Origin of the sequence: Frateuria edaphi (assembly GCF_021117405.1) — a bacterium.
In the GTDB taxonomy this organism is placed as follows: Bacteria; Pseudomonadota; Gammaproteobacteria; order Xanthomonadales; family Rhodanobacteraceae; genus Frateuria_A; species Frateuria_A edaphi.
Map to the genome: position 1 here is coordinate 1,493,429 of NZ_CP088251.1, position 23,358 is coordinate 1,516,786.

Here is a 23,358-nt window from a genome sequence, read left to right on the forward strand (position 1 = left end):
CGAAGCCCATCTACGCAGTCAACGCGATTACCTGCACGCCGCCGGACCCGTCCGGAAGCCCCGCCTCCACTCCGGAAGCCAGGCTGGCCTGGGTATCGTCGTGCACCACCGCCAGGGCTTCGGCCGCGCCACCCACCGCCACCACGTCCAGCAACTGGATCGTCTGGCCGTCCACTTCGAGCATGCTGCCCGGTTCCAGTGGGCGCGACAGTCGAACGCGGTGCAGATGCCGTTTGCTGCCGCCGCGGTAATGCATACGCGCCACGATCTCCTGGCCCGGGTAGCAGCCTTTGTCCAGCGCCGTCGCGCCAAGCGCGCCCAGGTTGAGCCAGGCCGGCAGCAGCTCGCCTGCGGTGTTGCGCACAAGCCACGGCCAGCCGGCGCGCACTTGCCGCAGGCGCCATTCGTCGTCGCCTCGTGTGGCCAGCTTCAGTGCGTGCGAACCACAACCGATCACCAGCGTGTCGCCCTGTTCCGTGACGGCATGCAGCGGCATGGGCTCGGCGGTTGCCAGCTCCCGCGATGGCAACGCCAGGACACGCAGCCTGGCGCGGAACACGTAGCGTTGCAGTTCGCCTGCCATCGCCTGCGCCTCACCACCGCGCAGCAGCAGGCGCAGGCGTTGCCCGTCAAGCCGCATCAGATGGAACAACGCGCGCACGCGCCCCTGCGCATCGAGCCAGGCGCTGAACTGCCACTGGCCATCGGCCAGCGAGGCGAGGTTGCTGCTGAATTGCGCTTGCGCGAACGCGATCGCGTCAGGGCCTTCGAGCGCGATGAGCTCGGCGGAATAGGTGTTGGGCATGGCGCATGAAATAAGGGAAGGAACGCGTTAAGGCAAGGTGCGGACAGGTTTTCACGCACCAGTCAAGGTTGTGCTGCTTGGTCAGCGCGTATTACGCTTCTGCGGCTTTACTTATGTCCGAGTCCTCCTCCAAGAACGAACCCGCCCCTGCTTCCGCGCCCGCGGAGCAGCCCGCCGTGCCCGCGCGGCCGGCCGAGGGCGAGGCGCGACCGGAGCGGCCGGCGCCGGATCCCACCCGCTACGGCGACTGGGAAAAGAACGGACGCTGCATCGACTTCTGATTCGCCCGTGGCGGCGCGAGCCGGTACAGGTCATCAGGGGCGGGCGACTCGGGCGAGACGCGAATCCACCACACGGACAGCCGCCATGGCAGACACGCGACGACCGCTCTCACCGCATCTTTCCGTCTACAAGTGGCAAGTGCAGATGGTGACCTCCATCCTGCACCGCGCCACCGGCATCGCCCTGTCCGTGGGCCTGCTGCTGGTTGCCTGGGGCCTGCTCGCGCTGGCCGGCGGCGAGGAGCGCTTCGGCCATTTCACCGCCTTCGTCGGCAGTCCCATCGGCCTCGTCCTGCTGATCGGCTGGAGCTGGGCGCTGTTCTACCACCTGTGCAACGGCATCCGTCATCTGGTGCAGGACGGCGGTTACGGCTACGAGATCGTGCAGTTCGTGCGATCGAGCTGGGCCTCGATCATCGTCAGCCTGCTGCTGACGGTGGCCGTCTGGGCCTACGTGCTTACTCTGGGAGCTGGAGCATGAGCGCCTATCCGAAGGAATACCGCAACCCGCTCAAGAAGGCCCGTGGCCTGGGTTCGGCCCAGCACGGCGTGAGCCACTGGTGGGTGCAGCGCGTCACCGCCGTTGCCCTGGTCGGCCTCGGCATCTGGCTGGTCACGCTGGTGTTGCGCGTGCTGCACGCCGACTACGCCACCGCCCGCGAGCTCGTCGGCCGCCCGTGGAACGCCGTGCTGCTGATTGCCTTCGTGGTCACCGCGTTCTGGCATGCCGTGCTCGGCCTGCAGGTGGTGATCGAGGATTACGTGCACACCCGCTGGAAGGAAGCGACGCTCCTGATGGCGATCAAGTTCATTGCCGTGCTCGCCACCCTGGCGGGCGTGCTCGCGGTGCTGCGCATCGCCCTGGGAGCCTGAGTTCGATGGAAGCCTACAAGGTTCAGCAACACAAGTACGACGTGATCGTGGTCGGCGCCGGCGGCGCGGGCCTGCGCGCCACCTTCGGCCTGGCAGAGAAGGGCCTGAAGGCCGCGTGCATCACCAAGGTCTTCCCGACCCGCTCGCACACCGTCGCGGCGCAGGGCGGTATCTCGGCCGCGCTGGGCAACATGGGCGAGGACGACTGGCGCTTCCACTTCTACGACACCATCAAGGGCTCCGATTGGCTCGGCGACCAGGATGCGATCGAGTACATGTGCAAGGAGGCTCCGGCCGCGATCATCGAGCTGGAGCACTACGGCGTGCCGTTCTCGCGCACCGAGGAAGGCAAGATCTACCAGCGCCCGTTCGGTGGCATGACCACGCACTACGGCAAGGGCACTGCGCAGCGCACGTGCGCCGCCGCCGACCGCACCGGCCACGCGATCCTGCACACGCTCTACCAGCAGGCGCTGGCGCACGACGCGGCGTTCTTCATCGAGTACTTCGCGATCGACCTGATCTTCGACGAGGCCGGCGTCTGCCGCGGCGTGCTCGCGCTGGACATGAACGAGGGCACGCTGCACTTCTTCCGCGGTCACGCCGTGGTTCTGGCGACCGGCGGCTACGGCCGCGCCTACTTCAGCGCAACCTCGGCGCACACCTGCACCGGCGACGGTGGCGGCATGGTGCTGCGCGCGGGCCTCGCGCTGCAGGACATGGAATTCGTGCAGTTCCACCCGACCGGCATCTACGGCGCCGGCTGCCTGATCACCGAGGGCGTGCGTGGCGAGGGCGGCTACCTCACCAACTCCGCGGGCGAGCGCTTCATGGAGCGCTACGCGCCGAGCGCCAAGGACCTGGCCTCGCGCGACGTGGTCAGCCGTGCGATGACGATCGAGATCCGCGAGGGCAGGGGCGTCGGTCCGGACAAAGACCACATCCACCTCAACCTCATGCATCTGGGCGCCGACGTGATCCACGAGCGGCTGCCGGGCATCGCCGAGTCGGCGCGCATCTTCGCCGGCGTGGACGTAACCAAGGAGCCGATCCCGGTCATTCCGACCGTGCACTACAACATGGGCGGCATCCCGACCAATTACCACGGCGAAGTGGTGCAGAAGAAGGGTGACGACGTCGACGCCGTGGTGCCGGGCCTGTTCGCCATCGGCGAGGCGGCCTGCGTGTCGGTGCACGGCGCCAACCGCCTCGGTTCGAACTCGCTGCTGGACCTGGTGGTGTTCGGCCGCGCCGTCGCGGGCCGCTGCGCCGAGCTGATCCAGCCGGGCACGCTGCACAAGGATCTGCCGACCAGCATTCTGGATAACGCGCTGGGCCGTTTCGACGCGCTCCGCTATGCCAAGGGCAGCAAGCCCACCGCGCAGATCCGCGCCGAGATGCAGAAGACGATGCAGAAGGACGCGGCGGTGTTCCGCACCGGCGAGACGCTGGGCGAGGGCAAGCGACGCATCTCCGAGGTGTTCGACTCGTTCAAGGACGTCAGCGTCACCGACCGCTCGCTGGTGTGGAACTCCGACCTGATCGAGACGCTGGAACTGTCCAACCTGCTCGCGCAGGCGGTCGTCACCATGCACTCGGCCGAGCAGCGCATGGAAAGCCGCGGCGCGCATGCCCGCGAGGACTTCCCCGAGCGCGACGACGAGCACTGGATGAAGCACACCCTGGTCAGCCTGAGCGACGCGGGCCAGACCAGCTTCGACTTCCGCCCGGTGCACATGTACACGCTGACCGACGAGGTCGACGTGGTGCCGCCGAAGAAGCGCGTTTACTGAGCAACCGGACCGGAGAACACATCGTGGCAGAGTTCACGCTACCGAAGAATTCCAAGATCCAGTCCGGCAAGCACTATCCGGCCAAGGACGCCAAGAAGCCGCGCACCTTCAAGGTCTACCGCTGGAGCCCGGACGACGACCAGAACCCGCGCATCGACACCTACGAGGTCGACATGGCCGCGTGCGGCCCGATGGTTCTGGACGCCCTGCTGAAGATCAAGAACGAGATCGACCCGACGCTCACGCTGCGCCGCTCCTGCCGCGAAGGCATCTGCGGTTCCTGCGCGATGAACATCGACGGCACCAATACGCTTGCCTGCACCAAGGCGATCGACGACTGCGCCTCGGGCGAGGTGAAGATCTACCCGCTGCCGCACATGCCGGTGGTCAAGGACCTCGTGCCCGACCTGACGCACTTCTACGCGCAGTACGCCTCGATCAAGCCGTGGATCCGCACGCAGAGCCCGGCGCCGGCGCGCGAGCGCCTGCAGTCGCCGGAAGACCGCAAGCAGCTCGACGGTTACTACGAGTGCATCCTGTGCGCCTGCTGCTCGACCAGTTGCCCGAGCTACTGGTGGAACGGCGACCGCTACCTCGGACCCGCCATCCTGCTGCAGGCCTATCGCTGGATCGCGGACAGCCGCGACGAGGACACCGGTGGCCGCCTGGACGACCTGGAAGACCCGTTCAAGCTCTACCGCTGCCACACCATCATGAACTGCGCGCGCACCTGCCCGAAGGGTCTTAACCCCGCCAAGGCGATCGCGGAGATCAAGAAGCTGATGGTGGAGCGGCGTTCGTAATCGCCGAAGATCAAGCTCCCTCTCCCCTCCGGGGAGAGGCTGGGGTGAGGGGACACGCTTGCGACAAAGTTTCACCAGGACCGTCGTGGCGCAGCCGGGAAAGATGAAGCGCTCCACACACGGACGTCCGGCAACGTGCGGTGATGCCGTGGGCCGCTTTTCCCGCAAGACCCGCTCCTCACCCAAACCCTCTCCCCGAAGCGGAGAGGGAGCCAAAGGCGATGCACCTGCATGAGCCTCGCCCGCCTGCGCTGGCGTGCCCGTCGGGGTACGCGCGAACTCGATGCGCTGCTGGGTGGCTGGCTGGACGAGCGTTACGACGCGGCGGACCAGGCCACCCGCCAGGCCTTCGACGAACTGCTGGATACCCAGGATCCGGACCTGTGGGACTGGATCATGGGCCACGCGCAGCCTTCGCGCGTCGACTGGCAGGCGATCATCGATGACATCCGCGCCCGCCATCGGCTTTGACTACCGGCCTTCGCGGCTGACGGGTGGGCTATTGGGCATCGTCACGGCGCTGGGCCTCGTTGCCGTCGCACTCAGCGGTGCACCTCTCTGGCTCAAGCTCGTGATCGCGGCCGGCTCGCTGGCGCTGGCGTTCGTCGCCACGCGGCGCTTGACGCTGTCGCGCATTGCCGGCGTAGGCTACGGTCCCGATGGTTGGACCCTCTACCAGGCCGACCGCACCCCGCTCCCGGCCAGGTTGCTCTCCCATCGAGTGATCGGCGGCTGCGTGCTGCTGCGACTGAAGACCGATCACGCGACCGAAGTCCTGCTGTTGGCACCTGACAACAGCGACGCCGATATCCGTCGCCGTCTGCGTATGCGCCTGGCCGCGCAATCCGCGGTTGCCGAGGCCTTGTAGAAGCGCCCGCGCGCGCCCGCCGTCTTCGCGCCCAAGGGTGCTCCTGCCGATACCACGCGGCACTTTTCCTCATGGGCACTGTCCGAGCGAATACCCGATAATGCTCCGACAGGGCGGCCCGCCCACCGACTGGAAGAAGCGACCGCCCATGTTCCGACCGCTCGAACTGTTCATCGGCCTGCGCTACACGCGCGCCAAGCGCCGCAACCAGTTCATCTCCTTCATTTCCACCGTTTCCATCGTCTGCATCGCCATCAGCGTCACCGCGCTGATCACCGTGATGTCGGTGATGAACGGCTTCGACTCGGAACTGCGCACGCGCATCCTGGGCGCCATCTCGCACGCCACCGTGTCGGGCCTGCCGGGTGAAGCAGTGCGCGACTGGCCTCGGGCGGTGCAGATCGCCGAGGCCAATCCGCACGTCAAGGGGGCCGCACCCTACGTCGAGATGGAGGCCTTCCTGCAGGCTCGTCGCCCCAGCGGTGCGCTGGTGCGCGGCGTCGATCCGTCGCAGGAGCCGAAAGTCTCGGACATCAATACGCACATGGTCGAGGGCAGCCTGGACGAGCTCAAGCCCGACAGCTGGAACATCGTGCTGGGCAAGGAACTGGCGCTGACGCTCGGCGTGACCGTCGGCGACCGCGTGACCATGGCGGTGCCGGAGTTCCGCGCGACACCGATGGGCAGCGTGCCGCGCCTGCGTGGCTTCCACGTAGTGGGCATCTTCGAGCTGGGCATGCAGGAGTTCGACTCGGGCCTGGCGCTGGTCAACATGCGCGATGCAGAGAAGCTCGGCAATCTGAATGGCCCCAGCGGCATCCGCCTCAAGCTCGACGACATGTTCAACGCAGGCCCGGTCGCCAAGGAGCTGGCCAGTACGCTCGGCCAGTTTTATATGGTGCAGACCTGGATGGACAGTCACGCCAACTTCTTCTCGGCGATCTCGATGGAGAAGCACGTGATGTTCATCATCCTGTCGCTGATCATCCTGGTCGCGGTGATCAACCTGATCTCGATGCTGATGATGCTGGTGACCGACAAGCAGGCCGACATCGCCATCCTGCGCACGCTCGGTTCGACGCCACGCAGCATCATGGGCATGTTCATGGTGCAGGGCGTGCTGGTGGGCGTGGTCGGCATCGGCTTCGGCGTGGGCCTGGGCTCGCTGCTGTCGTGGAAGCTGCCGGCGATCGTCAAATGGATCGAGCACGTCACCGGCGTGACCTTCCTCTCGCCGGACGTCTATTACATCAGCGAAGTGCCGAGCAAGCTGGTCGCCAGCGACGTGGGCTGGGTCACGCTGGTCACCTTCCTCTTCTCGCTGCTGGCCACGCTTTATCCCGCGTGGCGCGCCTCGCGGACCCAGCCGGCACAGGCGCTGCGCTATGAATAAGTCTTCAACCATGGACAAGAACGTCGTGCTGCGTGCCAGCGGGATCGCCAAGACCTACGAGGAAGGCGACCTCAAGACCGAAGTGCTCACCGACGTCAACTTCACCCTCAAACGCGGCGAGACGCTGGCCATCGTCGGCGCCTCCGGCTCGGGCAAGAGCACGCTGCTGCACATCATCGGCGGGCTGGACACGCTCACCCGTGGCGAGGTGGAGGTGGACGGGCGCATCCTGTCCAAGCTTTCCGATGCCGAACGCGGGCGGGTGCGAAACCGCTCGCTGGGTTTCATCTACCAGTTCCATCACCTGCTGCCCGAGTTCACCGCGCTGGAGAACGTGTGCATGCCGCTGTTGATCCGCGGCGTGTCGATCGCCGATGCGCAGCGCCAGGCACGCGTGCTGCTGGAACGGGTGGGGCTGGGCAAGCGCGAAGAGCACAAGCCGGCCGAACTCTCCGGCGGCGAACGCCAGCGCTGTGCCGTGGCGCGTGCGTTGGTCACGCGCCCGGCCTGCGTGCTCGGCGACGAGCCGACCGGCAATCTCGACGAGGGCAATGCGGCACACGTCTACGAGTTGATGCTCGAACTCAACCGTGAAGTCGGCACCAGCTTCATCCTGGTCACGCACGACCACCGGCTGGCCGCGAAGATGGATCGCACGCTCGAGCTGCACAATGGCGTGCTGCAGGAAAAAGCCCGCACAACGCTGGGCTGACAGCCAGCACGCCGTAGGGGAGCTTTAGCCCATCACATGCCAGCGGCGATGGGGTGAAGCCCAGCCTGCCAGAGCGTTCGTTCGCGCCGTATCCCTACACGCATTTCAGCCACTCCACCGGCAGGCCCCATTTAAACTGGCTCCTTCCCACGGGAGGGTGGAATGCACGAGGCACGGAGGCCCGGTGCGGCGACAACCGGCGCGGCCTTGCTGTGCGGCGTGGCGGCCGTGCAATGGCTGCCCGCCTTGCCGCCATCGACGTGGATCGCGTTGCCCGGTCTGCTCGTCCTGTGGGCCAGCCTGCGCTGGCCGCGCCTGCGTCTGCCCGCGCTGGTGCTTCTCGGCGCCGCCTGGGCGATCTGGCGCGGCACGCTCGCGCTCGACCTGCGCCTGCCGCGTGACCTGGATGGTCGCGACTTCGACGTGACCGGCACGCTGTCCGGGTTACCGCAGGTGCGCAGCGACGCCACCCGCGTCGTGTTCGACGTCGACCATGCCACCCTTGGCGGGAAGCCGGTGCCGCTGCATGGCCACGTGCGCCTGAGCTGGTACGACGACGCGCCGGCGCTACCGGCATGCTCGCGCTGGCGATTGCACGTGCGACTGCGCCGGCCGCGCGGCCTGCTCAACCCTGGCGGCTTCGATGGGGAGCGGAACGCCCTGGAAAAACGCATCGCCGCCACAGGCTACGTGCGCGAAGACGGCGCCAATCACCTGTTGCAGGCGGGCCACTGCGTTGACGGCATACGCGACCGGATTTCCCGTGGCATCGCTGCCCGTGTGCCCGATCCGCACGATGCCGCGCTGCTGCAGGCGTTTTCCATCGGCGATACCCGTGGGCTGGACCAGGACGATTGGGAAGTCGCCCGTGCCAACGGCGTGCCGCATCTGATCGCCATTTCAGGTTTCCACGTGGGCGTGGCCGCGCTGTTCGGCGTGGCGCTTTTGCGCTTGCTGTATTGGGTTTGGCCCGGTCTGGCGCTGCGCCTGCCGCGGCTGCCCGCGCAGGCGGCTGCAGCGTTGGTGGCGGCTGGGCTGTATGGCGCACTGGCTGGCTTCGGGCTGCCAACGGTGCGTACCTTGCTGATGATTGCGGTCGTCGCGCTGGGCCGATGCAGCCGACGGGCGATCGGCGGCGCGCAGACACTCGGCCTGGCATTGATCGCGATGTTGCTGGCCGACCCGCTCGCGGTGTTGTCGGCGGGCTTCTGGCTCTCATTTGTGGGCGTGGCGTTCCTTATGCTGTGCCTGGAGGCGCGCCCGCGCGGCCTGCGCGGTTTCCTGCACGAGCTCTCCGCGGGCCAGTTGGTGATGACGGTGGCCTTGTTGCCGCTGACGCTGTGGTTCTTCGGCGAAGCGTCCCTGGTCGGCGCGCTCTCGAACCTCATCGCGGTGCCGTTCGTCAGTTTCGTGATCGTCCCCTGCGCGCTGATGGGTACGTTGCTGCTCCTGCTCGCGCCCGGCGTGGCAATGCCCGTGCTGAAACTGGCCGCGCTCTTCGCGCATGCCCAATGGTGGTTGCTTGAGCGGATGGCGGCCTGGCCCGGCGCGCACTGGTACTTGCCCGAAGTAGGACCAGGGGCGCTCGTGTTGGCCACGTTGGGAGCGTTGTGGCTGTTCGCCCCGCGTGGCCTTCCGCTGCGGGGGGTGGGATTGCTGCTGTTCCTGCCGCTGGCCTGGCCAGTGTCGCCGCTGCCGGCGGTTGGCGGGTTCCAGGCCTGGGTGCTGGATGTGGGGCAGGGGCTCTCGGTGGTGGTGCGCACCCGCGGGCATGCGCTGGTCTACGACGCCGGTGCGCGCTATCCGTCGGGTTTCGACCTGGGCGAGGCCGTGGTGGTGCCGGCATTGCACGCACTCGGGGTCGACCGGCTGGACGTTCTCATGATCAGCCATGCCGACAACGACCACGCCGGCGGCGCTTCGGCGGTGGCGGAGGCCTTTCCGCACGCCACGCGCTATGCAGGCGAGCCCGCACGCATGCCGCTCCCGATGCAGCCGTGCCGGGCAGGGCAGGCCTGGCGCTGGGATGGGGTGAGCTTCCGCGTGCTGTCGCCCGCTCCTCACGAAACAGCGCGGCGCAATGACCGTTCCTGCGTGCTGGTCGTGGACGGCGGGGGCGGGCGCCTGCTGCTCACTGGAGACATCAGCAGCCAGGTGGAACCCGCCGTGGCCTCGGCCCTCGGAAGCGCTCGCCCCACAGTGCTCGTGGTGCCGCACCACGGCAGTCGCTATTCGTCCGACCCGTCGTTCATCGCCGCGATCGCACCGCGTCTGGCGCTGGTGTCGGCCGGCTGGCACAACCGTTTTGGCCATCCACACCCGCTCGTGCTCGGGCGCTACGCCCAGGCGGGCGTGCCGCTGCTGAACACCGCCACGCGCGGCGCCATCGAGGTCGACGCGCCAGCCACTGCCGAGCCCGCCATCGAGGTCACCTGGCGGCAGCGCAGACCCCGCTACTGGCGCGAATGAACGGGTGTTTTTGCAACTGCCAAGCGCACCGCGGAACGATGTGAAGGGACTGCTATGATTCGGCGTCCCCTGAGAAGTTGCCCTGGCGGGAGTTAGGCAGTGCTTGAAATTCTGATGGCTGGCGGATGGGCGTTGGCCCCCATCCTGATCTGTTCGGCGGTGGCTCTGGCGATCGTGCTGGAGCGCTGGTGGTCCCTGCGCCGCAAGGCCGTCCTTCCTGACGGGTTGGGCGAAGAAGTGCGCAAGTGGGCGCGCAGCGGCCAGCTCGATCCCGCGCACCTGGAAGCCCTCGCCGCCGGCTCGCCGCTGGGCGAGCTGCTCGCCGGCGCCCTGGCCGTGCGCAACCGTCCGCGCGAGCAGATCAAGGAACGCATCGAGGACACCGGTCGCCACGTCGTGCACCGCATGGAGCGCTACCTCAACACGCTCGGCACCATCGCCCTGATTGGTCCGCTGCTGGGCCTGCTCGGCACGGTGATCGGCCTGATCCGCATGTTCATGCAGGTCATGGCCGGCGGCATGGCGGACCCCACCAAGATGGCCGGTGGCATCGGCGAGGCGCTGATCTGCACCGCCATGGGCCTGGTGGTGGCGATCCCGGCCTACGTGTTGCACCGCTACTTCCGCTCGAAAGTGGCCGGCTATTGCGTCGACATGGAAAAGCAGGCCACCGCGCTGCTCGATGACCTGACCGGCACGCCGGCCCCGGCGGCCCGCCCGCGCCGCACGGCGACGACCGCCGCGACCAGCGCCTGAGGGTAAGCATGCGTATCGGTTCCGACCGTCGGCAGGACGACTTCGAGATCAACGTGATCTCGCTGATCGACGTGCTGCTGACGCTTCTGATGTTCTTCGTGCTGACCACGACCTTCGTGCAGCACTCGCGCCTGCAGGTCACGCTGCCGCAGGCCAGCGCCGAAGAGCGCGACATGCAGGCGCCCGCGCTGACGGTGATGATCGACCGCGACGGGCATTTCTATGTGGGCAGCGATGCGGTGACGGGCGAGGGCGTCGATCCGCTCAAGCAGGCCATCGCACGTGTGGCCGGCGACGACCGCGACCGCCCGGTGACGATCCGCGCCGACGCGAAGACGGCGCACCAGGACGTCGTGACCGCCATGGACGCGCTCGGCCAGCTCGGCTTCACCCGGCTGGCGATCGCGACCACGCCAAGCCAGGAAGCTGCACGTTGACACTCACCCGCAAGGCGGCCGTCTGGGACGCCGAGACGCTGCGCGTCTATAAACGGCTGCTCGGCTACACACGGCGATGGTGGGTAGTGGGGGTGATCGCCATCGTCGGCATGGCGGTCGACGGCGGAGCGTTGGCGGCCTTCACGCAGAAGCTGCGTCCGATGATCGACGAGCTTTTCGCCAAGAAGGACGCCTACCTGATCTTCTGGATGCCGATCTGGATCGTGCTGATCTTCGCCGCGCGCGGCGTCGGGACGTTCATCAGCAGCTATGGCATTTCGTACGTCGGCCGCAACGTCGTGCAAGCGATGCAGGCCGACGTATTCGCGGCCTATCTCCGGCTGCCGGCTGCGTTCTTCGGCACTGAGCCTTCGGGCCAGCAGATCTCCCGTATCACCTACACCAGCGAGCAGGTCGCATCGGCTTCCACCGATGCACTGAAGGTCGTGGTGACCGAGGGCGTCACGGTCATCGGGATGCTGTACGTGATGCTGACCAACAGCGCCTACCTCTCGCTCACGCTGCTGATGATGGCCCCCGGCATCGGTTTGGTCGCCACGATGGTCAGCCGGCGTTACCGGGAGATCAGCCGGCGCATCCAGGGTTCGATGGGCTCGGTGACCGGCGCCGTGGACGAATCGGTCCACGCGCACCGCGAGGTGCGCGTCTACGGTGGACAGCAGCACGAGGCCGCGCGTTTCGGCGAGGTGTCGCACCGGGCGCGCCGCCTCAACATGAAGATCGCCACCACGGCCGCCAGTTCAAGCACGGCCATCCAGACCGTCGCCGCGCTCGCGCTCGCGCTGCTGGTTTACCTGGCCACACGGCCGCAGGTGATCGACGGGATATCCCCCGGCGTGTTCGTGACCGTGCTGACCGCCATGGGCGCCATGATGCCCTCGCTCAAGCGGCTGGCGAACGTACAGGGCACGATCCAGCGCGGCATCTCGGCGGCCGAGGACCTGTTCGACGTCATCGACCTGCCGCCGGAACAGGACACCGGCCGGCTCGAGATCGAGCGCACCCGCGGCGACCTGCGTTTCGAAGGCGTACGCCTGCGCTATCCACGTAGCGAGGTCGACACCCTGCGGGGCATCGACCTGCACTGCGCGCCCGGAACCGTCACCGCCCTGGTCGGCCGCTCCGGCAGCGGCAAAAGCAGCCTCGTCAGTCTGCTGCCACGTTTCCAGGAACCCAGCGCCGGGCGCATCGTGCTCGATGGCCAGAACTATCAGGAGTACACGCTTGCATCGCTGCGGCGCCAGATCGGCTGGGTCGGACAGAGCGTGGTGCTGTTCGACGGAACCATCGCCCAGAACATCGCCTATGGCGAACTGGCCGGTGCCAGCGAGGCGGACATCGTCGCCGCGGCCGAGGCAGCCAACGCGATGGAGTTCATCCAGCGCATGCCCGAAGGCATCCACAGCCCGATCGGGCAGGGCGGCGGCATGCTTTCGGGCGGCCAGCGCCAGCGCCTGGCGATCGCCCGCGCGATCCTCAAGAACGCCCCGATCCTGGTGCTGGACGAAGCCACCAGCGCGCTGGATACCGAGTCCGAACGGTTGATCCAGCAGGCGCTGCAGCGCCTGATGCGCGATCGCACCACCTTGGTGATCGCGCACCGGCTGTCCACCATCGAACACGCCGACCAGATCGCCGTGATGGACCAGGGACGCATCGTTGAACGCGGCACTCACGCGGAGTTGGTAGCCTTGGGCGGTCAGTACGCCGCGCTCCACCGCATGCAGTTCCACGAACAGGAAGAAGGCTGAGGCGTCCTCATGGCGCTCGCGCAGAAGCTGGAAGAAGCCTGGTACAGCGATGGCCGCACCCCGCTGTGGGTGCATCCGCTGTCATGGCTTTACGCCTGCGTGACCGGCCTTCGCCGTTTTCTCTATCGCCATGGCTGGCGACGCAGCGTACGCCTGCACGTGCCAGTGGTGGTGATCGGCAACATCACCGCCGGGGGCACCGGCAAGACGCCGCTGGCCATTGCCGTCGCCCAGGCGTTGCGCGAGCGCGGCTTCAATCCCGGCGTGGTCAGCCGCGGCTACGGCGGCACCCAGCGCGAGCCGCTGCTGCTTGGTGACGCACCGAACCCGCAGCAGGTGGGCGACGAACCCAGCCTGATCCGCACCCAGGGCATCCCGGTTGCAGTGGGGCGCGACCGCCCCGCCGCCGCCCGGCTGCTCGTCAATGCCGGCTGCGACGTGGTCATCGCCGACGATGGCCTGCAGCACTACCGCCTCGCCCGCGACGTGGAAGTGTGCGTGATCGACGCCGTGCGCGGCTTCGGCAACGGCCGTCTGCTGCCGGCCGGCCCGCTGCGCGAACCGCTGATGCGCCTGGCCACCGCCGACATCCGCGTGTGCAACGGCGGTGAGCGCATGGGCGCCTATCCCATGCAATTGCGCGGCGGTGAGGCCTGCTCGCTCACCGACGACACCTGCCAGCCGCTCACCGCATTCACCGGCCAGCGCGTGCATGCCGTGGCCGCCATTGGCCATCCGGCCCGCTTCTTCGACAGCCTGCGTGCTTACGGCATCCTGCCGGTCGAGCATGCGTTTCCCGACCACCACGCTTTCGTCCCCTCGGACTTCAACCTGGGCGAAGACCTGCCGGTGCTGATGACCGACAAGGACGCGATCAAGTGCCGGCGCTTTGCGCAACCGGGTTGGTGGCGGGTGCCGGTGCGGGCGGAGTTGCCTGCAGAATTCTTTGACGCGCTGGCGAGCCGTATCCGGGCGGCCCACGGGGCGCGGGGCTAGCTGGTTTCCGCGGAGCCCTTACTCGGCTGGCCCATCTCCAGTCGGGGCACGCTGGCAGCGCCTAGCAGCCTCGACTTGAAGTAGCTGTCCTCGTAGTAGCGGATCTTGTTGCAGCGGATCGGGTGCGGCGTGCCCTCGATGAACACGATCTCCTTCTTCGGGTCGAGTGCCTTCAGTTCCTGCGGCAGCATCAACGCGCGTTTCTCCTCCACTTCGGCCAGGGACACGCTGCTACCTTGGCCAAATCCTCCCTTGGAGCGAGTGCGTTGCCGTCTGCGTTCCGTGGTGTAGCCGAGCATCTCGCTGTATTCGGTGGCATCGCGCTGCTCGCGCGGCGTGTAGATCACCTGGCAGGCCAGGTTGGTGATCATGCTGCGGGCCTTGTCCGGGCCGTACACCGCGTCCAGTTGTGAGAGCGACTGGATCACGCAGAACACGCGCACGTTGTAGCCTGCGAAGTAGGCCACGCCGTCGACCATCACGTCGATCGGTCCCAGCGCGGTGAACTCGTCCAGCATGAACAGGCATGGATGCCGGAGGGTCGCGTCCTTGTCCGGGGTGACGTCCACGTTGAGCTTGATCGCCTGGTTGAAGAACAGGTTCAATAGATCGGACGCTTCGCTGAGCTTGCTCGGCGAGATGCCCACGTAGATCGATTGCACCCGGCGGCGCAGGTCGGGTAGCCAGAAATCGTTGCCCGAAGTGGCCTTGTCCAGGATCGGGTTGGCGAGGAGGAGGAGAGGAGCCTGCGTGCTGGCGATCACGGAGGTGAAGGTCTGTTCCGCCAACGCGGTGATGTTGGCAAAGGCCGTGCGCGTCTCGTGGCTGACATGGGGTAGCTTGAGCACGGACTTCAAGTGAGCCTTCAAATCGCTCCCGTCCCCGGAAAGCAGGCGATAGATCGCGCCGAGCGTGGGATAGCCATCGTCCTTGGCGAAACCCTTGTCCAAGCCATCGGTCCAGCAATCGAAAAGGAGGCTGGCGGATGCAACGAATGCCGAGCGCGCCATGTTTACCCAGAACGGATCCTGATTCGGCGGGTCCTTGTATAGGCAATCGGCAATGGCCTGCAGGTCGGACGTGCGATAGGTCGCCTCGGTCCGCACGTACGCGAACGGATTCCAGCGATGGGTCCGAAGGTCCTCGGCAAATGGATTGAACAGGAACGTCGGCCCTAGCTTCGAGCGCCATCTCGAGGTGATGTCGAAGGCTTCCTGCTTGATGTCCAGCACGACCATTGAACCCTGGTAGCTGAGCAGGTTGGGAATGACCGCGCCGACACCCTTGCCGCTTCGGGTTGGCGCGGCGAGCAAGGCGTGCCGCGTGCCGCGGAGGCGCAGGAAGCTGCGTCCGAGCCTGCCCACTATGATGCCGGTAGGGTCCTCGTTGAGCAGCCCAAGCCGGGCCAGGTCGCCACGGGTGGCGAAGCGGGCGTCACCGTGGGTGGAGCGCGCGCGCGTCCTGAACATGCAATAGAGCAGTCCGGCCCAAGCGGCCACGGGCAGGCCGAAACCCGCAACCCCGGCCAGCTTGATCTGGGCCATGTAGGGCCGAACCTCCGGCCTGGAGGCAGCGGCCAGGTAACGTCCGTAGGTTGCAGGGTCAAGGGGCGCCTGCAGATGAAGGAGGGCCAACACCAGCCACCCGGATGCGTAAACACCCGCGCTCAAGGCCAGTAGCAGGGCCAAGAAGGCGGCGATCGCCTTGTTGCGGAACATCGTGGGCTCACCTTTCCGTGTGAGTTGTGGATCCGGCCGATCTCGCCAGTGGTCAGGGCACCGAACCCCATTCGGCAATGATGGCGTTCAGTAGGACAGCGTTGGTCGCGGCGTCCGCGCCAGGGCAAGTCATCAGGTACATCCTGCGCAGCTGAGAGGTCGCCGCGGCATCGAACCAGGGGTCGAATACGACGAGGCTGAAAAAGTAGGTGGTCGCGGGGACACAGGCAGCGCCGCCGCTGGCGCCTGCGCCGGAGACGCCAGCCATGCAAGTGTAGACGCTGCAGGGGTCCACGCTCTGGGCATGAGCAGGCGCTACGGTCAGGCCTGAGGCAGCGACGGTGAGCGCAAGAAGGGCAGAACGGGCGTGTCGTATCAAGGCGACCTCCATCGGGTTGGCAAGGCATTTACGCGAACCCGGCGCGTGCTCAGGTCCGGTCTCTCGGATGCGGACGAATCGGGATTGCTTCCGCCTGCTGCGGGGCCGACATGGCCGTCGTGCGTGCGCCGGATACGGACAGCGCAACGCCGTGCGGACCACTGCCGGCATGCAGGTGATGACTTTGCTGTCCTGCCTGCGCAGCTCGCTGCGCAAGCGATCCGCTATATCCACCGTAGGACCCGGGCGGTTGTCCCTGCGGCCCTGGGCGATTGCCGGTGCCGCCGCCGAAGGCGGAGTAGTGCATGAAGCTTCCCAAGGTGCCCTGGAAAAAAGCGGCGGCCAGTGGTGGCACGCTGACGATCAGGACGGTCATCAACAGGCCGATGCCACCTTGCTGCAGTGCCTGGTTGGAGAGGCCTTCAGCACCGAAACCGGTCATCTGGGTAATCAAGTTCGCCGTCCAGAGTGCTGCTGCTACGCGTAATGTCAGCTGCAACACGAGGGAGCTGATGAAACTGAGCGCGGCCATGGAAAAGATGGTGCCGATGCCGTAGAGCAGCCACTTGCGGAAGAGATCCTTGGTCTGGTCGAAGATCAGGCAAAGGATGAACAGCGGTCCCATACCGATGAACAGGGCGATGGTGGCCTGGTAAAGCAACAACATGGCACCGGCAGCCATCGGTGGACTGGCCGTGCCCAGTCCAGCGATGAGCATGGCGTGCGCCTTGCGCTCGGCGTTCTCGATGTCGCCGGGGGCAACCTGCACGGCATCAATCGCGCCCAGTGCAAGTTGTGTCCAGGCAAGGTTCTGGTCGATGGTCTCCGCAGCCGTGTCGTCGCTGCCGGTAAACAGCTGATTGATGCCTGTACTCAGGTCAGTCGTGAACAGCTGCTGCAGATTGGAGCCGAACACCGACATCGTGGTTGCGGCGCTGACGATGATGACGATGCGCGTCATGTTCATCACCATCGCCATCAGTGAATCGCGCGAGTGCCCGGTAATCAGCCGATAACCCTGGATCATGATCCACAACGTGACCATGAGCAGCGCCAGTGCGCTTGCCCAGGTCATGAAGGACGCCATGAGGTCCATTCCAAAGGTGTTGATTTGTTTGCTCAGGTAGTCGTACACCAGCCTGAAGTAAACGAAATCGGCGAGGTTTGTTGGCATTGCGCGTGATTCCCTTCTTGCGCGTTTGGCGACTCACCCCTTGTGCATTGGGAGGCCGCCCGAATACGTCAGTCGATCGAGAATGCCGCTTTCAAGGCTGCCGCCTGAACGACGGTCCCGATCACGCTGCTTCCCTTTAGCGCTTTTTTTGCCAGGATGGATTGTTGCTGGTTGAGGGCCTGAATAAGCGCCTCGTCTCCGGCAATGGCTGTCTGCCATCCCTGCATGGCATAGGCGGCGGTCGCGCTGTAAGTGGCAGCCTGCGTAGTGGCGCCGCTTGTCGTGCCTAGCGTTTTCACCTCGTTTGCCAGCTTGTTCAGCTTTTGCAAAGTTTGGCCGTACTGATCGAGCTTGCCGAGGATAGCCACCGTACGGTTGTACTCATCAATATGGAGCATCGTGATATTTGCACAGACCTGTTGTTGAGCGACGGTAATGGGCGTGTCAGGGCTGAAAGACGATGCAACCGATGTCACAAGCTTGCCGACTATCGAACCGCCTGACGTGCTCGGACAATTCTGGTCGATGAGCTCAGTCGGGTCGTCGATTGGCTCCAGCTTGTTCGACGACAAAGAAACATTGATGCCGAGACCTTTTATGGTCATGAGCAACTGTTTGTACTGTTCGACTTGTTGATAATATTGTTCAAGCTGCTTTGCGTACTCCATCCCTTGCCTGGCGTATTGCGCCATGCTTTGCGCAAGCTGTGACTTGAACCCTTCTTCACTCGCTGCTATGGCCGTGGGGTCGGTGACCAGCACCTGGGCCTGGGTAGACGCAACGCAAATGCCGAGCAAGGCCACGATGAGCGCGACTTGGCTCCAAGGGCGCGGGCGCATCGGGTAACGGAGCACATGGGTCATGGCGTATTCCTCTGGCGAGCGACGTTGAGTTAGCCAGCCGTTGCGTACGTCGCGCGGGCAGCGGGTGGCGCGATGGAGCGGGATTTGCCGCTGCCCTTGCGACTTTCATAAAACCGGTCGAGCCATTGTTCGGGGCGCAAGGCATCGACGGGCAAGCCTTCGACAGCGGCGCACTCGCGCAAGACCTGATGCATTATTTCGATGTTGTCGGTGGACGCCGAGATCACCGCCAGGGCGTCATCCATGCCGCGCAGGTTGAGTTGGCAGACGGCGCTGGCATGGCCCTGCTTGATCAGGAAACAGCGGGACCGCTCGTCGAGGCTCACGACCACCTGATATTCGGCCTCGGTGAGCTTCAGTCCGTTGATGTAGTCCTCGCGGCTCGCGTTGGGATTGGGCAGCAGGATCATCGTGGCCGTCTGTTCGATCAGGGCGGCGGCGATGTCGCTGGCGAGCGCGTCTTCCGGGCTCTGCGTAGCGAAGATGCCCAGGCCATTCTGTTTCCGGATGGTCTTCTGCTTGTTCTTGGCGAACTCCTTCAGGCCGCCCTTGCCATCGAGGATCTTCCAGAACTCGTCCATCACGTAGATCAGCGGCCGACCGTCGATCAGCGCTTCCAGGCGATGCAGGAGGTAGTTGATCACCGGCGCGCGTACTTCCGGGTTGTCGATGATGTCGGTGTAATCGAAGCCGATGATGTTGGCCTTCTCCAGGTCGATCGTGTCGACCGGGTTGTCGAACACCCAGCCGAGCGAATTGCCGGCGGTCCACTTGCGCATGCGGATGAACAGGCCGTCGTCGCCCAGATTGGGCAGGCTCTTCTGGAAGTTGGTCATGTTGCGCAGGCGCATGGGGGTGTCGAGAATGTTCTCGACGGCGCGGAAGATGTCCTCGTCCTCGCGAGGGCTGTACACGCTCTTGCCCGCCAGCACCTTGACCAGATCGGCCAGGAACTGGACGTTGGCCTCGGTCTGCTCGCAGTGGAACGGGTTGAAACCGGTAGGCTTGCCATTTTCCAGCGCAAGGTAGTTGCCGCCGCAGGCGCGCACGAAGATCTCCGCGCCGCGGTCCTTGTCGAAGAAAAAGATGGTCGGCGCGGGTTCGAACTTCTGCACCTGGCTCAGAAGGAAGTTGATCAGCGCAGTCTTGCCGGTGCCTGATTTGCCGATGACCATCGTGTTGGCGATGGCTTTCTCACCTAGCGAGTTCTCTGCCGGGTGGGTGGCATGGAAGTTGAAGTAGTAGGGTTGCCCGTTAGTGCTCTGGAGGGTGGTGACGCAGTCGCCCCAGGGATTGTTCTCCCGCTTGCCCATGGCGAAGTTTTGCAGTGGGCTCAGTCCTAGGAAATTGAGCGAGCTGACATTGGCCAGGCGGGTGCGGTACTTCCAGTTGCCTGGCAGCTGCGCGTAGAAGGCAGCGGTGACGGCGAGGTCTTCCTTGACCGATACGAAACCGGCGTTGGACAACTCCGCGCGGGTCGCTGCGATCTGCTGCGACAGCGCTTCCTGGCTCGGTGCGTAGATGGCGATGGTGAAGTGGTACTCGCCAAGCACGAAATTACCTGAAGACAGCTGGTCCATCGCGAGATCCATTTCGGCGATCTGGCTGAACGCCTTGTCCCCGGAGGACACCATCATGCCCTTGGTGCGGTCCAGCGCCTTGAGCGCATCCTGACGTCCCATCGGGCTGAAGGAGTGCGTGATCACGTACTCGAAGCCCAGATACTTCAGGCCGTTGAGAATGCCGGGGTAGGTGCCGTCGGTGTATTCCTTGATGTTCAGGATCGCGCCGAAGTGGTTGACCCCTTGCGGCGTGGTGATGACGAAATCCCCAGTCCTGGCGGAAAAGCGCTGCTTGCTTAGCGGCAGGTAGTTGTAGACCGGCGCCGGCAGCACGGGCACCGGCTCGTCCAGTCGGTTGAGCAGGTAGCCGTAGAATTCCAGCGCTTCGGAGAACACCACGCCGTTGGCGGCCTCGTACATGCCGAGGCGATGTGGCGCGTAGTCCTTGAGCACCGCCTCGACGTTGGCCGCCAGCTCCAGGATTGTACTTACGGCCTGGTGCTGCTCGGCCTCGAGCCGTGTGACGTCGCCCGACTTCTCGGCCAGCTTCTTCCCGCCGACGACCGGGCGGTAGAGCATGGTGAGGTAAAGCTCGTTCTGCATGAGCTTCTGGCTCGACAGCGCCTCGTAATACGCCTCGGAAAGGGCCTGGTTGAACGGCTGGGCGAAACGGCCCCCGCTGGCGATACGGCGACGGCGGCGTACGTCGTGGACCCAAAACGCAACATTGACGAAATCGGGCGCGCGAAGGGTCTGCAGCATGCGGTTGAAGGTGGCGTGGCGATGCTCGAGTTCCCATTCCTCGCGCCCCACGAACGGCAGGCCACCCAGGCGCCAAACCATCAGGAAATCGCCGCCGGTGGTTTTGAGCACCGTGGGCGAGACGTGGGTGGACAGCGGCACGAGTTCGCTGATCGGGGTCTCAGGCAGGAAGACGGGCTTTGACATGCGCAGGTTCCGGTAACCACCCTGGGATAGGGCCAGGGGGCTGTGGCGTTACGGATTGGCCTTGGACTGGCCGCGGTGAATGTTGGGCGTGAATACCCACATACCGTCGTTTTCCTCGAGGTTCCTGACCCGGGTGCGAAACTGCAGGCGCAGTCCGAGCAGGCGGAAGATCATTTCGTCGCGTCGCGCCATTTGGCGCATCCCGAAGATCACCGGCGGGATCAGCAGCAGAAAGAACAGGTTGAAATACATCGCCAGCAGCAGGCATCCGCCTGCGGCCATGAAAAACGGCACGTAGGGCACGCCCATGAACATGGGCGGTCGGGTGCAGCCACGGAACAGTGCGTCCTTATGCATAGAAATTGAGCACGTGGGTGACCAGGCTCGCGGTGCAGGCTGTGGCGCCCGAAGCGCTGGTGCTGCCGGCCAGGAACATTTTGGCGATCTGCCCCGCGGCGCCGATCAGGACGGCGCCGATCAGCACCGGCGAAATATCCGAGATGCGCTTGTGCGCGAAGGCGATCTGGTAACCGGAGAAGACGATCGCGATTGTCACCACAATGATCGAGATGGCATTCAGGATCTTGTTGACGTTGCTGGCGAATCCGCAAGTGGTGGCGATGGTGTCGGTGACATCCTGGCCGAACGCGATGCTCGGCAGCACGACCGCCAGGCACATCGCCAGTGTCATGAACACGGCGGTCCTGCTGCGGATGAGGTGGCGAGCGTTCGGGTTTGAAGACAGGTTCTTGGCCATCTTGGTTTTTCCTTTTGGACGGTTGGAAAGCAGCGGCCATCGGGCAATGGGCGCTTCATGGATGGCCGCACGGAAGGCAGCCGGATTTGGCGGAAGCGCCAGCGTTTGCCGGCGCGGTCGGTCAGAAGACGAACGCAGCATCAGGAGTCTCTTGGTCGGAGGCGGTCTGGCTGCCAGTGGCGAAGGTGGCTGGCGTGGGCTCGCTACTTGGCGCGTCGCCGGGACCGCTCACGCGCGGCACGAACGCCGACGCGGTGGTCTCGGCGGGCTCCTTGGTCCCAGGTAGCGGCTGCCTGTCGGCCGTCTTGGCGGGGCCCGGTGTCCCTGACACAGCGGCAACAAGCGCGTCCCCACCTGCATCTATGGCCACCGAACGGATCAACACGCGATAGGCAGAGCTGCCGGGTGCGGTAGGGAGCGCCGTCGGAACCGATTTGTCTGCAGGATGTTCGGTCGTCTGCGGGCGGACGGTTATCGGCTCGGAGGTCCCAGGCGGGTCGACGTGCAGCGAGGCGAAGATCCGTTGCACGTAGCCATCGCGGTAGCCCGTGGTGAAGTTGCCCGAGTAGTAGCAGCTGAAAGCCTTGCCCCAGTCATCACCCGAGCGGCCATAACACTCGGCCAGGATGCGTGCGCCCGCGGTGAGGTTGGCGCAGGCGTCGAAGGCCTGCTCGAAAGTGTCGAGCCCATAACGGGGTAGGTTGCTGCGGTTGATCTGGGCTATGCCGAGCGAAAAGTCATATCCCTTCGCTTCGAGCATGCGCGCGGTAACGACCGCTTCGCCGAGGTTGCGCGGCTGGCGCTCCAGACGGCCCCCGACGATGCCGATGGCGAAGCGATTGCCGCCGGATTCGGCTTTGATCACATGCTTCATTACCTCGGCTGGGACCGCCAGGTGAGGGCAGGACATCGGGTTGAATACGGCGACCATCCTTGGTTCCTCGTCGTCAGCACGCTTGCGACTGCGGGTCCTGCAGGAAATTGCGTGCAGGATCGAAGTCGATGCCGGTGATGTGCCGCTGCCCTGCATGCGCCTTGATGTGGACGACGATGTCGATCGTCAGCCGGAGCAGCCGTGTGATGGTCGCGAACTCGAGCCCGGCACCTTCTGCCGAGGCTTTGACCATCAGCGCAAGCTGGTCCCAGGTCTGCTCGGTGCTGCCCGCGTGACAGCTGGTGATCGATCCGGGATGGCCCGATGCGCAGTTGCGGATGAAGTAGAACGCCTCGTCGCCGCGCAACTCGGCCAGGATGATGCGGTCGGGCTTCATGCGCAGGCAGGTTTCCATGCAGCTCTTGGCCGTGACGTTGCTGGCGCTCTGGCCACCCTTGGAATAGAGCAGGTGCACGACGTTGGGTTGGCTGATGAAAAGCTCGCGGGCGTCCTCGATGGTGACCAGCCGTTCCTCGGGCGGGATGTGGTCGACAAGCGACTTCATGAAGGTGGTCTTGCCGCTGCCGGTGGCGCCGGATACCACGATGTTCTTCTTGCTGCGTACGGCCGCCTTGAAAAATTCGGCATAGCGGCGCCCGGCACGCAGGTCGAGCAGGTGGCGATCTTCGTCGCCGAGGTCGCACGCGTCGTCCAGGATGTGATCGAAAAAGCCATCTGCCTGGTATTGGTCCAGCGTCCTGGACTGCTTCGAGGGAAGGCGGATGGTGATCGACACGTTGCCCGCCTCGCAGGCAGGCGGGATGACGAACTGGGCGCGCTGGCCGGTCGGGAAGGTCAGCGAGACGACGGGATCGATGTCGGTGATGCGCTGCCCGGTATTGCTTTCGTTGACTACGGCGGTACAGAACTGGCGCGCGCGCTCGAAGGTCAGCGCCGGGACTTCCACCCGCTGCCAGCCGGCACGGCTTTCAAGGTAGAGCTCGCCAGGCCGGTTGATGCAAATCTCGGTGACCTCGGATGAGGCCATGAATTCGCGCACGCCCAGCACCTCGTACTGGTAGTCGAGGAATTCGTTCGAGACAAGGGCGAGGGGATCTTCCATAA

At 65.3% G+C, this 23,358-nt stretch carries 23 protein-coding genes; 14 read left to right on the top strand and 9 right to left on the bottom strand.

The window, feature by feature from the left end; all coding sequences use genetic code 11:
- Positions 1 to 10: 10 nt before the first annotated feature.
- Complete coding sequence (gene ygfZ, locus LQ772_RS07110) at positions 11 to 805, bottom strand: CAF17-like 4Fe-4S cluster assembly/insertion protein YgfZ (RefSeq protein WP_231325308.1); 795 nt, start codon at positions 803 to 805, stop codon at positions 11 to 13.
- A gap of 113 nt (positions 806 to 918) precedes the next feature.
- Here ygfZ and LQ772_RS07115 point away from each other — a divergent pair, with 113 nt between their 5' ends.
- The 14 genes from LQ772_RS07115 (at position 919) to lpxK (ending at position 13,958) form a co-directional block, all read left to right on the top strand.
- Positions 919 to 1,086, top strand: a complete 168-nt coding sequence (locus tag LQ772_RS07115) for a DUF1674 domain-containing protein (RefSeq protein ID WP_231325310.1) — start codon at positions 919 to 921, stop codon at positions 1,084 to 1,086.
- An 85-nt stretch (positions 1,087 to 1,171) separates the two neighbouring features.
- A complete protein-coding gene (sdhC, locus tag LQ772_RS07120) occupies positions 1,172 to 1,567 on the top strand; it encodes a succinate dehydrogenase, cytochrome b556 subunit (RefSeq protein ID WP_231325312.1) in 396 nt (131 codons plus the stop codon).
- Positions 1,564 to 1,959, top strand: a complete 396-nt coding sequence (sdhD, locus tag LQ772_RS07125; RefSeq protein ID WP_231325313.1) for a succinate dehydrogenase, hydrophobic membrane anchor protein — start codon at positions 1,564 to 1,566, stop codon at positions 1,957 to 1,959. Before sdhC ends, sdhD begins: the two co-directional genes overlap by 4 nt.
- 5 nt (positions 1,960 to 1,964) lie before the next feature.
- Positions 1,965 to 3,752, top strand: a complete 1,788-nt coding sequence (gene sdhA, locus LQ772_RS07130; protein ID WP_231325315.1) for a succinate dehydrogenase flavoprotein subunit — start codon at positions 1,965 to 1,967, stop codon at positions 3,750 to 3,752.
- Between the two features lie 23 nt (positions 3,753 to 3,775).
- Positions 3,776 to 4,555 (top strand): succinate dehydrogenase iron-sulfur subunit, encoded by a 780-nt coding sequence (locus LQ772_RS07135; protein ID WP_231325317.1) that lies wholly within the window; start codon positions 3,776 to 3,778, stop codon positions 4,553 to 4,555.
- Between the two features lie 231 nt (positions 4,556 to 4,786).
- Positions 4,787 to 5,026 carry an FAD assembly factor SdhE gene (locus tag LQ772_RS07140; protein ID WP_231325319.1) on the top strand — a complete coding sequence of 80 codons (240 nt, stop codon included), beginning with the start codon at positions 4,787 to 4,789 and terminating at the stop codon, positions 5,024 to 5,026.
- On the top strand, positions 4,998 to 5,423 hold the full coding sequence (locus LQ772_RS07145; RefSeq protein WP_231325321.1) for a hypothetical protein: 426 nt from the start codon (positions 4,998 to 5,000) through the stop codon (positions 5,421 to 5,423). Before LQ772_RS07140 ends, LQ772_RS07145 begins: the two co-directional genes overlap by 29 nt.
- A gap of 148 nt (positions 5,424 to 5,571) precedes the next feature.
- The gene (locus LQ772_RS07150) at positions 5,572 to 6,816 is read left to right on the top strand and encodes a lipoprotein-releasing ABC transporter permease subunit (RefSeq protein WP_231325323.1); all 1,245 of its coding nucleotides are present in this window, start codon (positions 5,572 to 5,574) and stop codon (positions 6,814 to 6,816) included.
- On the top strand, positions 6,809 to 7,528 hold the full coding sequence (gene lolD, locus LQ772_RS07155; protein WP_231325325.1) for a lipoprotein-releasing ABC transporter ATP-binding protein LolD: 720 nt from the start codon (positions 6,809 to 6,811) through the stop codon (positions 7,526 to 7,528). Before LQ772_RS07150 ends, lolD begins: the two co-directional genes overlap by 8 nt.
- 162 nt (positions 7,529 to 7,690) lie before the next feature.
- Positions 7,691 to 9,997: a DNA internalization-related competence protein ComEC/Rec2 gene (locus LQ772_RS07160; RefSeq protein ID WP_231325327.1), complete on the top strand. Its 2,307-nt coding sequence runs from the start codon at positions 7,691 to 7,693 to the stop codon at positions 9,995 to 9,997.
- Between the two features lie 99 nt (positions 9,998 to 10,096).
- Complete coding sequence (locus tag LQ772_RS07165; protein ID WP_231325329.1) at positions 10,097 to 10,753, top strand: MotA/TolQ/ExbB proton channel family protein; 657 nt, start codon at positions 10,097 to 10,099, stop codon at positions 10,751 to 10,753.
- 8 nt (positions 10,754 to 10,761) lie between these two features.
- Positions 10,762 to 11,190 (top strand): ExbD/TolR family protein, encoded by a 429-nt coding sequence (locus LQ772_RS07170; protein WP_231325330.1) that lies wholly within the window; start codon positions 10,762 to 10,764, stop codon positions 11,188 to 11,190.
- Positions 11,187 to 12,962: a lipid A export permease/ATP-binding protein MsbA gene (gene msbA, locus LQ772_RS07175; RefSeq protein WP_231325332.1), complete on the top strand. Its 1,776-nt coding sequence runs from the start codon at positions 11,187 to 11,189 to the stop codon at positions 12,960 to 12,962. The genes LQ772_RS07170 and msbA overlap by 4 nt, the downstream gene beginning before the upstream one ends.
- Before the next feature lie 9 nt (positions 12,963 to 12,971).
- A complete protein-coding gene (gene lpxK, locus LQ772_RS07180) occupies positions 12,972 to 13,958 on the top strand; it encodes a tetraacyldisaccharide 4'-kinase (RefSeq protein ID WP_231325334.1) in 987 nt (328 codons plus the stop codon).
- Here lpxK and LQ772_RS07185 read toward each other — a convergent pair.
- The 8 genes from LQ772_RS07185 to virB11 form a co-directional block, all read right to left on the bottom strand.
- Positions 13,955 to 15,676 (bottom strand): type IV secretory system conjugative DNA transfer family protein, encoded by a 1,722-nt coding sequence (locus tag LQ772_RS07185; RefSeq protein ID WP_231325336.1) that lies wholly within the window; start codon positions 15,674 to 15,676, stop codon positions 13,955 to 13,957. The genes lpxK and LQ772_RS07185 overlap by 4 nt on opposite strands.
- A 428-nt stretch (positions 15,677 to 16,104) precedes the next feature.
- A complete protein-coding gene (locus LQ772_RS07190) occupies positions 16,105 to 17,229 on the bottom strand; it encodes a TrbL/VirB6 family protein (RefSeq protein WP_231325338.1) in 1,125 nt (374 codons plus the stop codon).
- 68 nt (positions 17,230 to 17,297) lie between these two features.
- Entirely contained in the window at positions 17,298 to 18,092 is a 795-nt protein-coding gene (locus LQ772_RS07195) for a hypothetical protein (RefSeq protein ID WP_231325340.1), read from the bottom strand.
- A 29-nt stretch (positions 18,093 to 18,121) separates the two neighbouring features.
- On the bottom strand, positions 18,122 to 20,602 hold the full coding sequence (locus tag LQ772_RS07200; protein WP_231325342.1) for a VirB4 family type IV secretion/conjugal transfer ATPase: 2,481 nt from the start codon (positions 20,600 to 20,602) through the stop codon (positions 18,122 to 18,124).
- Between the two features lie 48 nt (positions 20,603 to 20,650).
- Positions 20,651 to 20,959 carry a VirB3 family type IV secretion system protein gene (locus LQ772_RS07205; RefSeq protein ID WP_231325344.1) on the bottom strand — a complete coding sequence of 103 codons (309 nt, stop codon included), beginning with the start codon at positions 20,957 to 20,959 and terminating at the stop codon, positions 20,651 to 20,653.
- A complete protein-coding gene (locus tag LQ772_RS07210) occupies positions 20,952 to 21,500 on the bottom strand; it encodes a TrbC/VirB2 family protein (RefSeq protein ID WP_425600826.1) in 549 nt (182 codons plus the stop codon). Before LQ772_RS07210 ends, LQ772_RS07205 begins: the two co-directional genes overlap by 8 nt.
- Positions 21,481 to 22,290 carry a lytic transglycosylase domain-containing protein gene (locus tag LQ772_RS17375; RefSeq protein ID WP_338029240.1) on the bottom strand — a complete coding sequence of 270 codons (810 nt, stop codon included), beginning with the start codon at positions 22,288 to 22,290 and terminating at the stop codon, positions 21,481 to 21,483. Before LQ772_RS17375 ends, LQ772_RS07210 begins: the two co-directional genes overlap by 20 nt.
- Before the next feature lie 16 nt (positions 22,291 to 22,306).
- Positions 22,307 to 23,356, bottom strand: coding sequence for a P-type DNA transfer ATPase VirB11 (virB11, locus tag LQ772_RS07220; protein ID WP_231325346.1), 1,050 nt, complete (start codon positions 23,354 to 23,356; stop codon positions 22,307 to 22,309).
- Positions 23,357 to 23,358 lie beyond the last annotated feature (2 nt).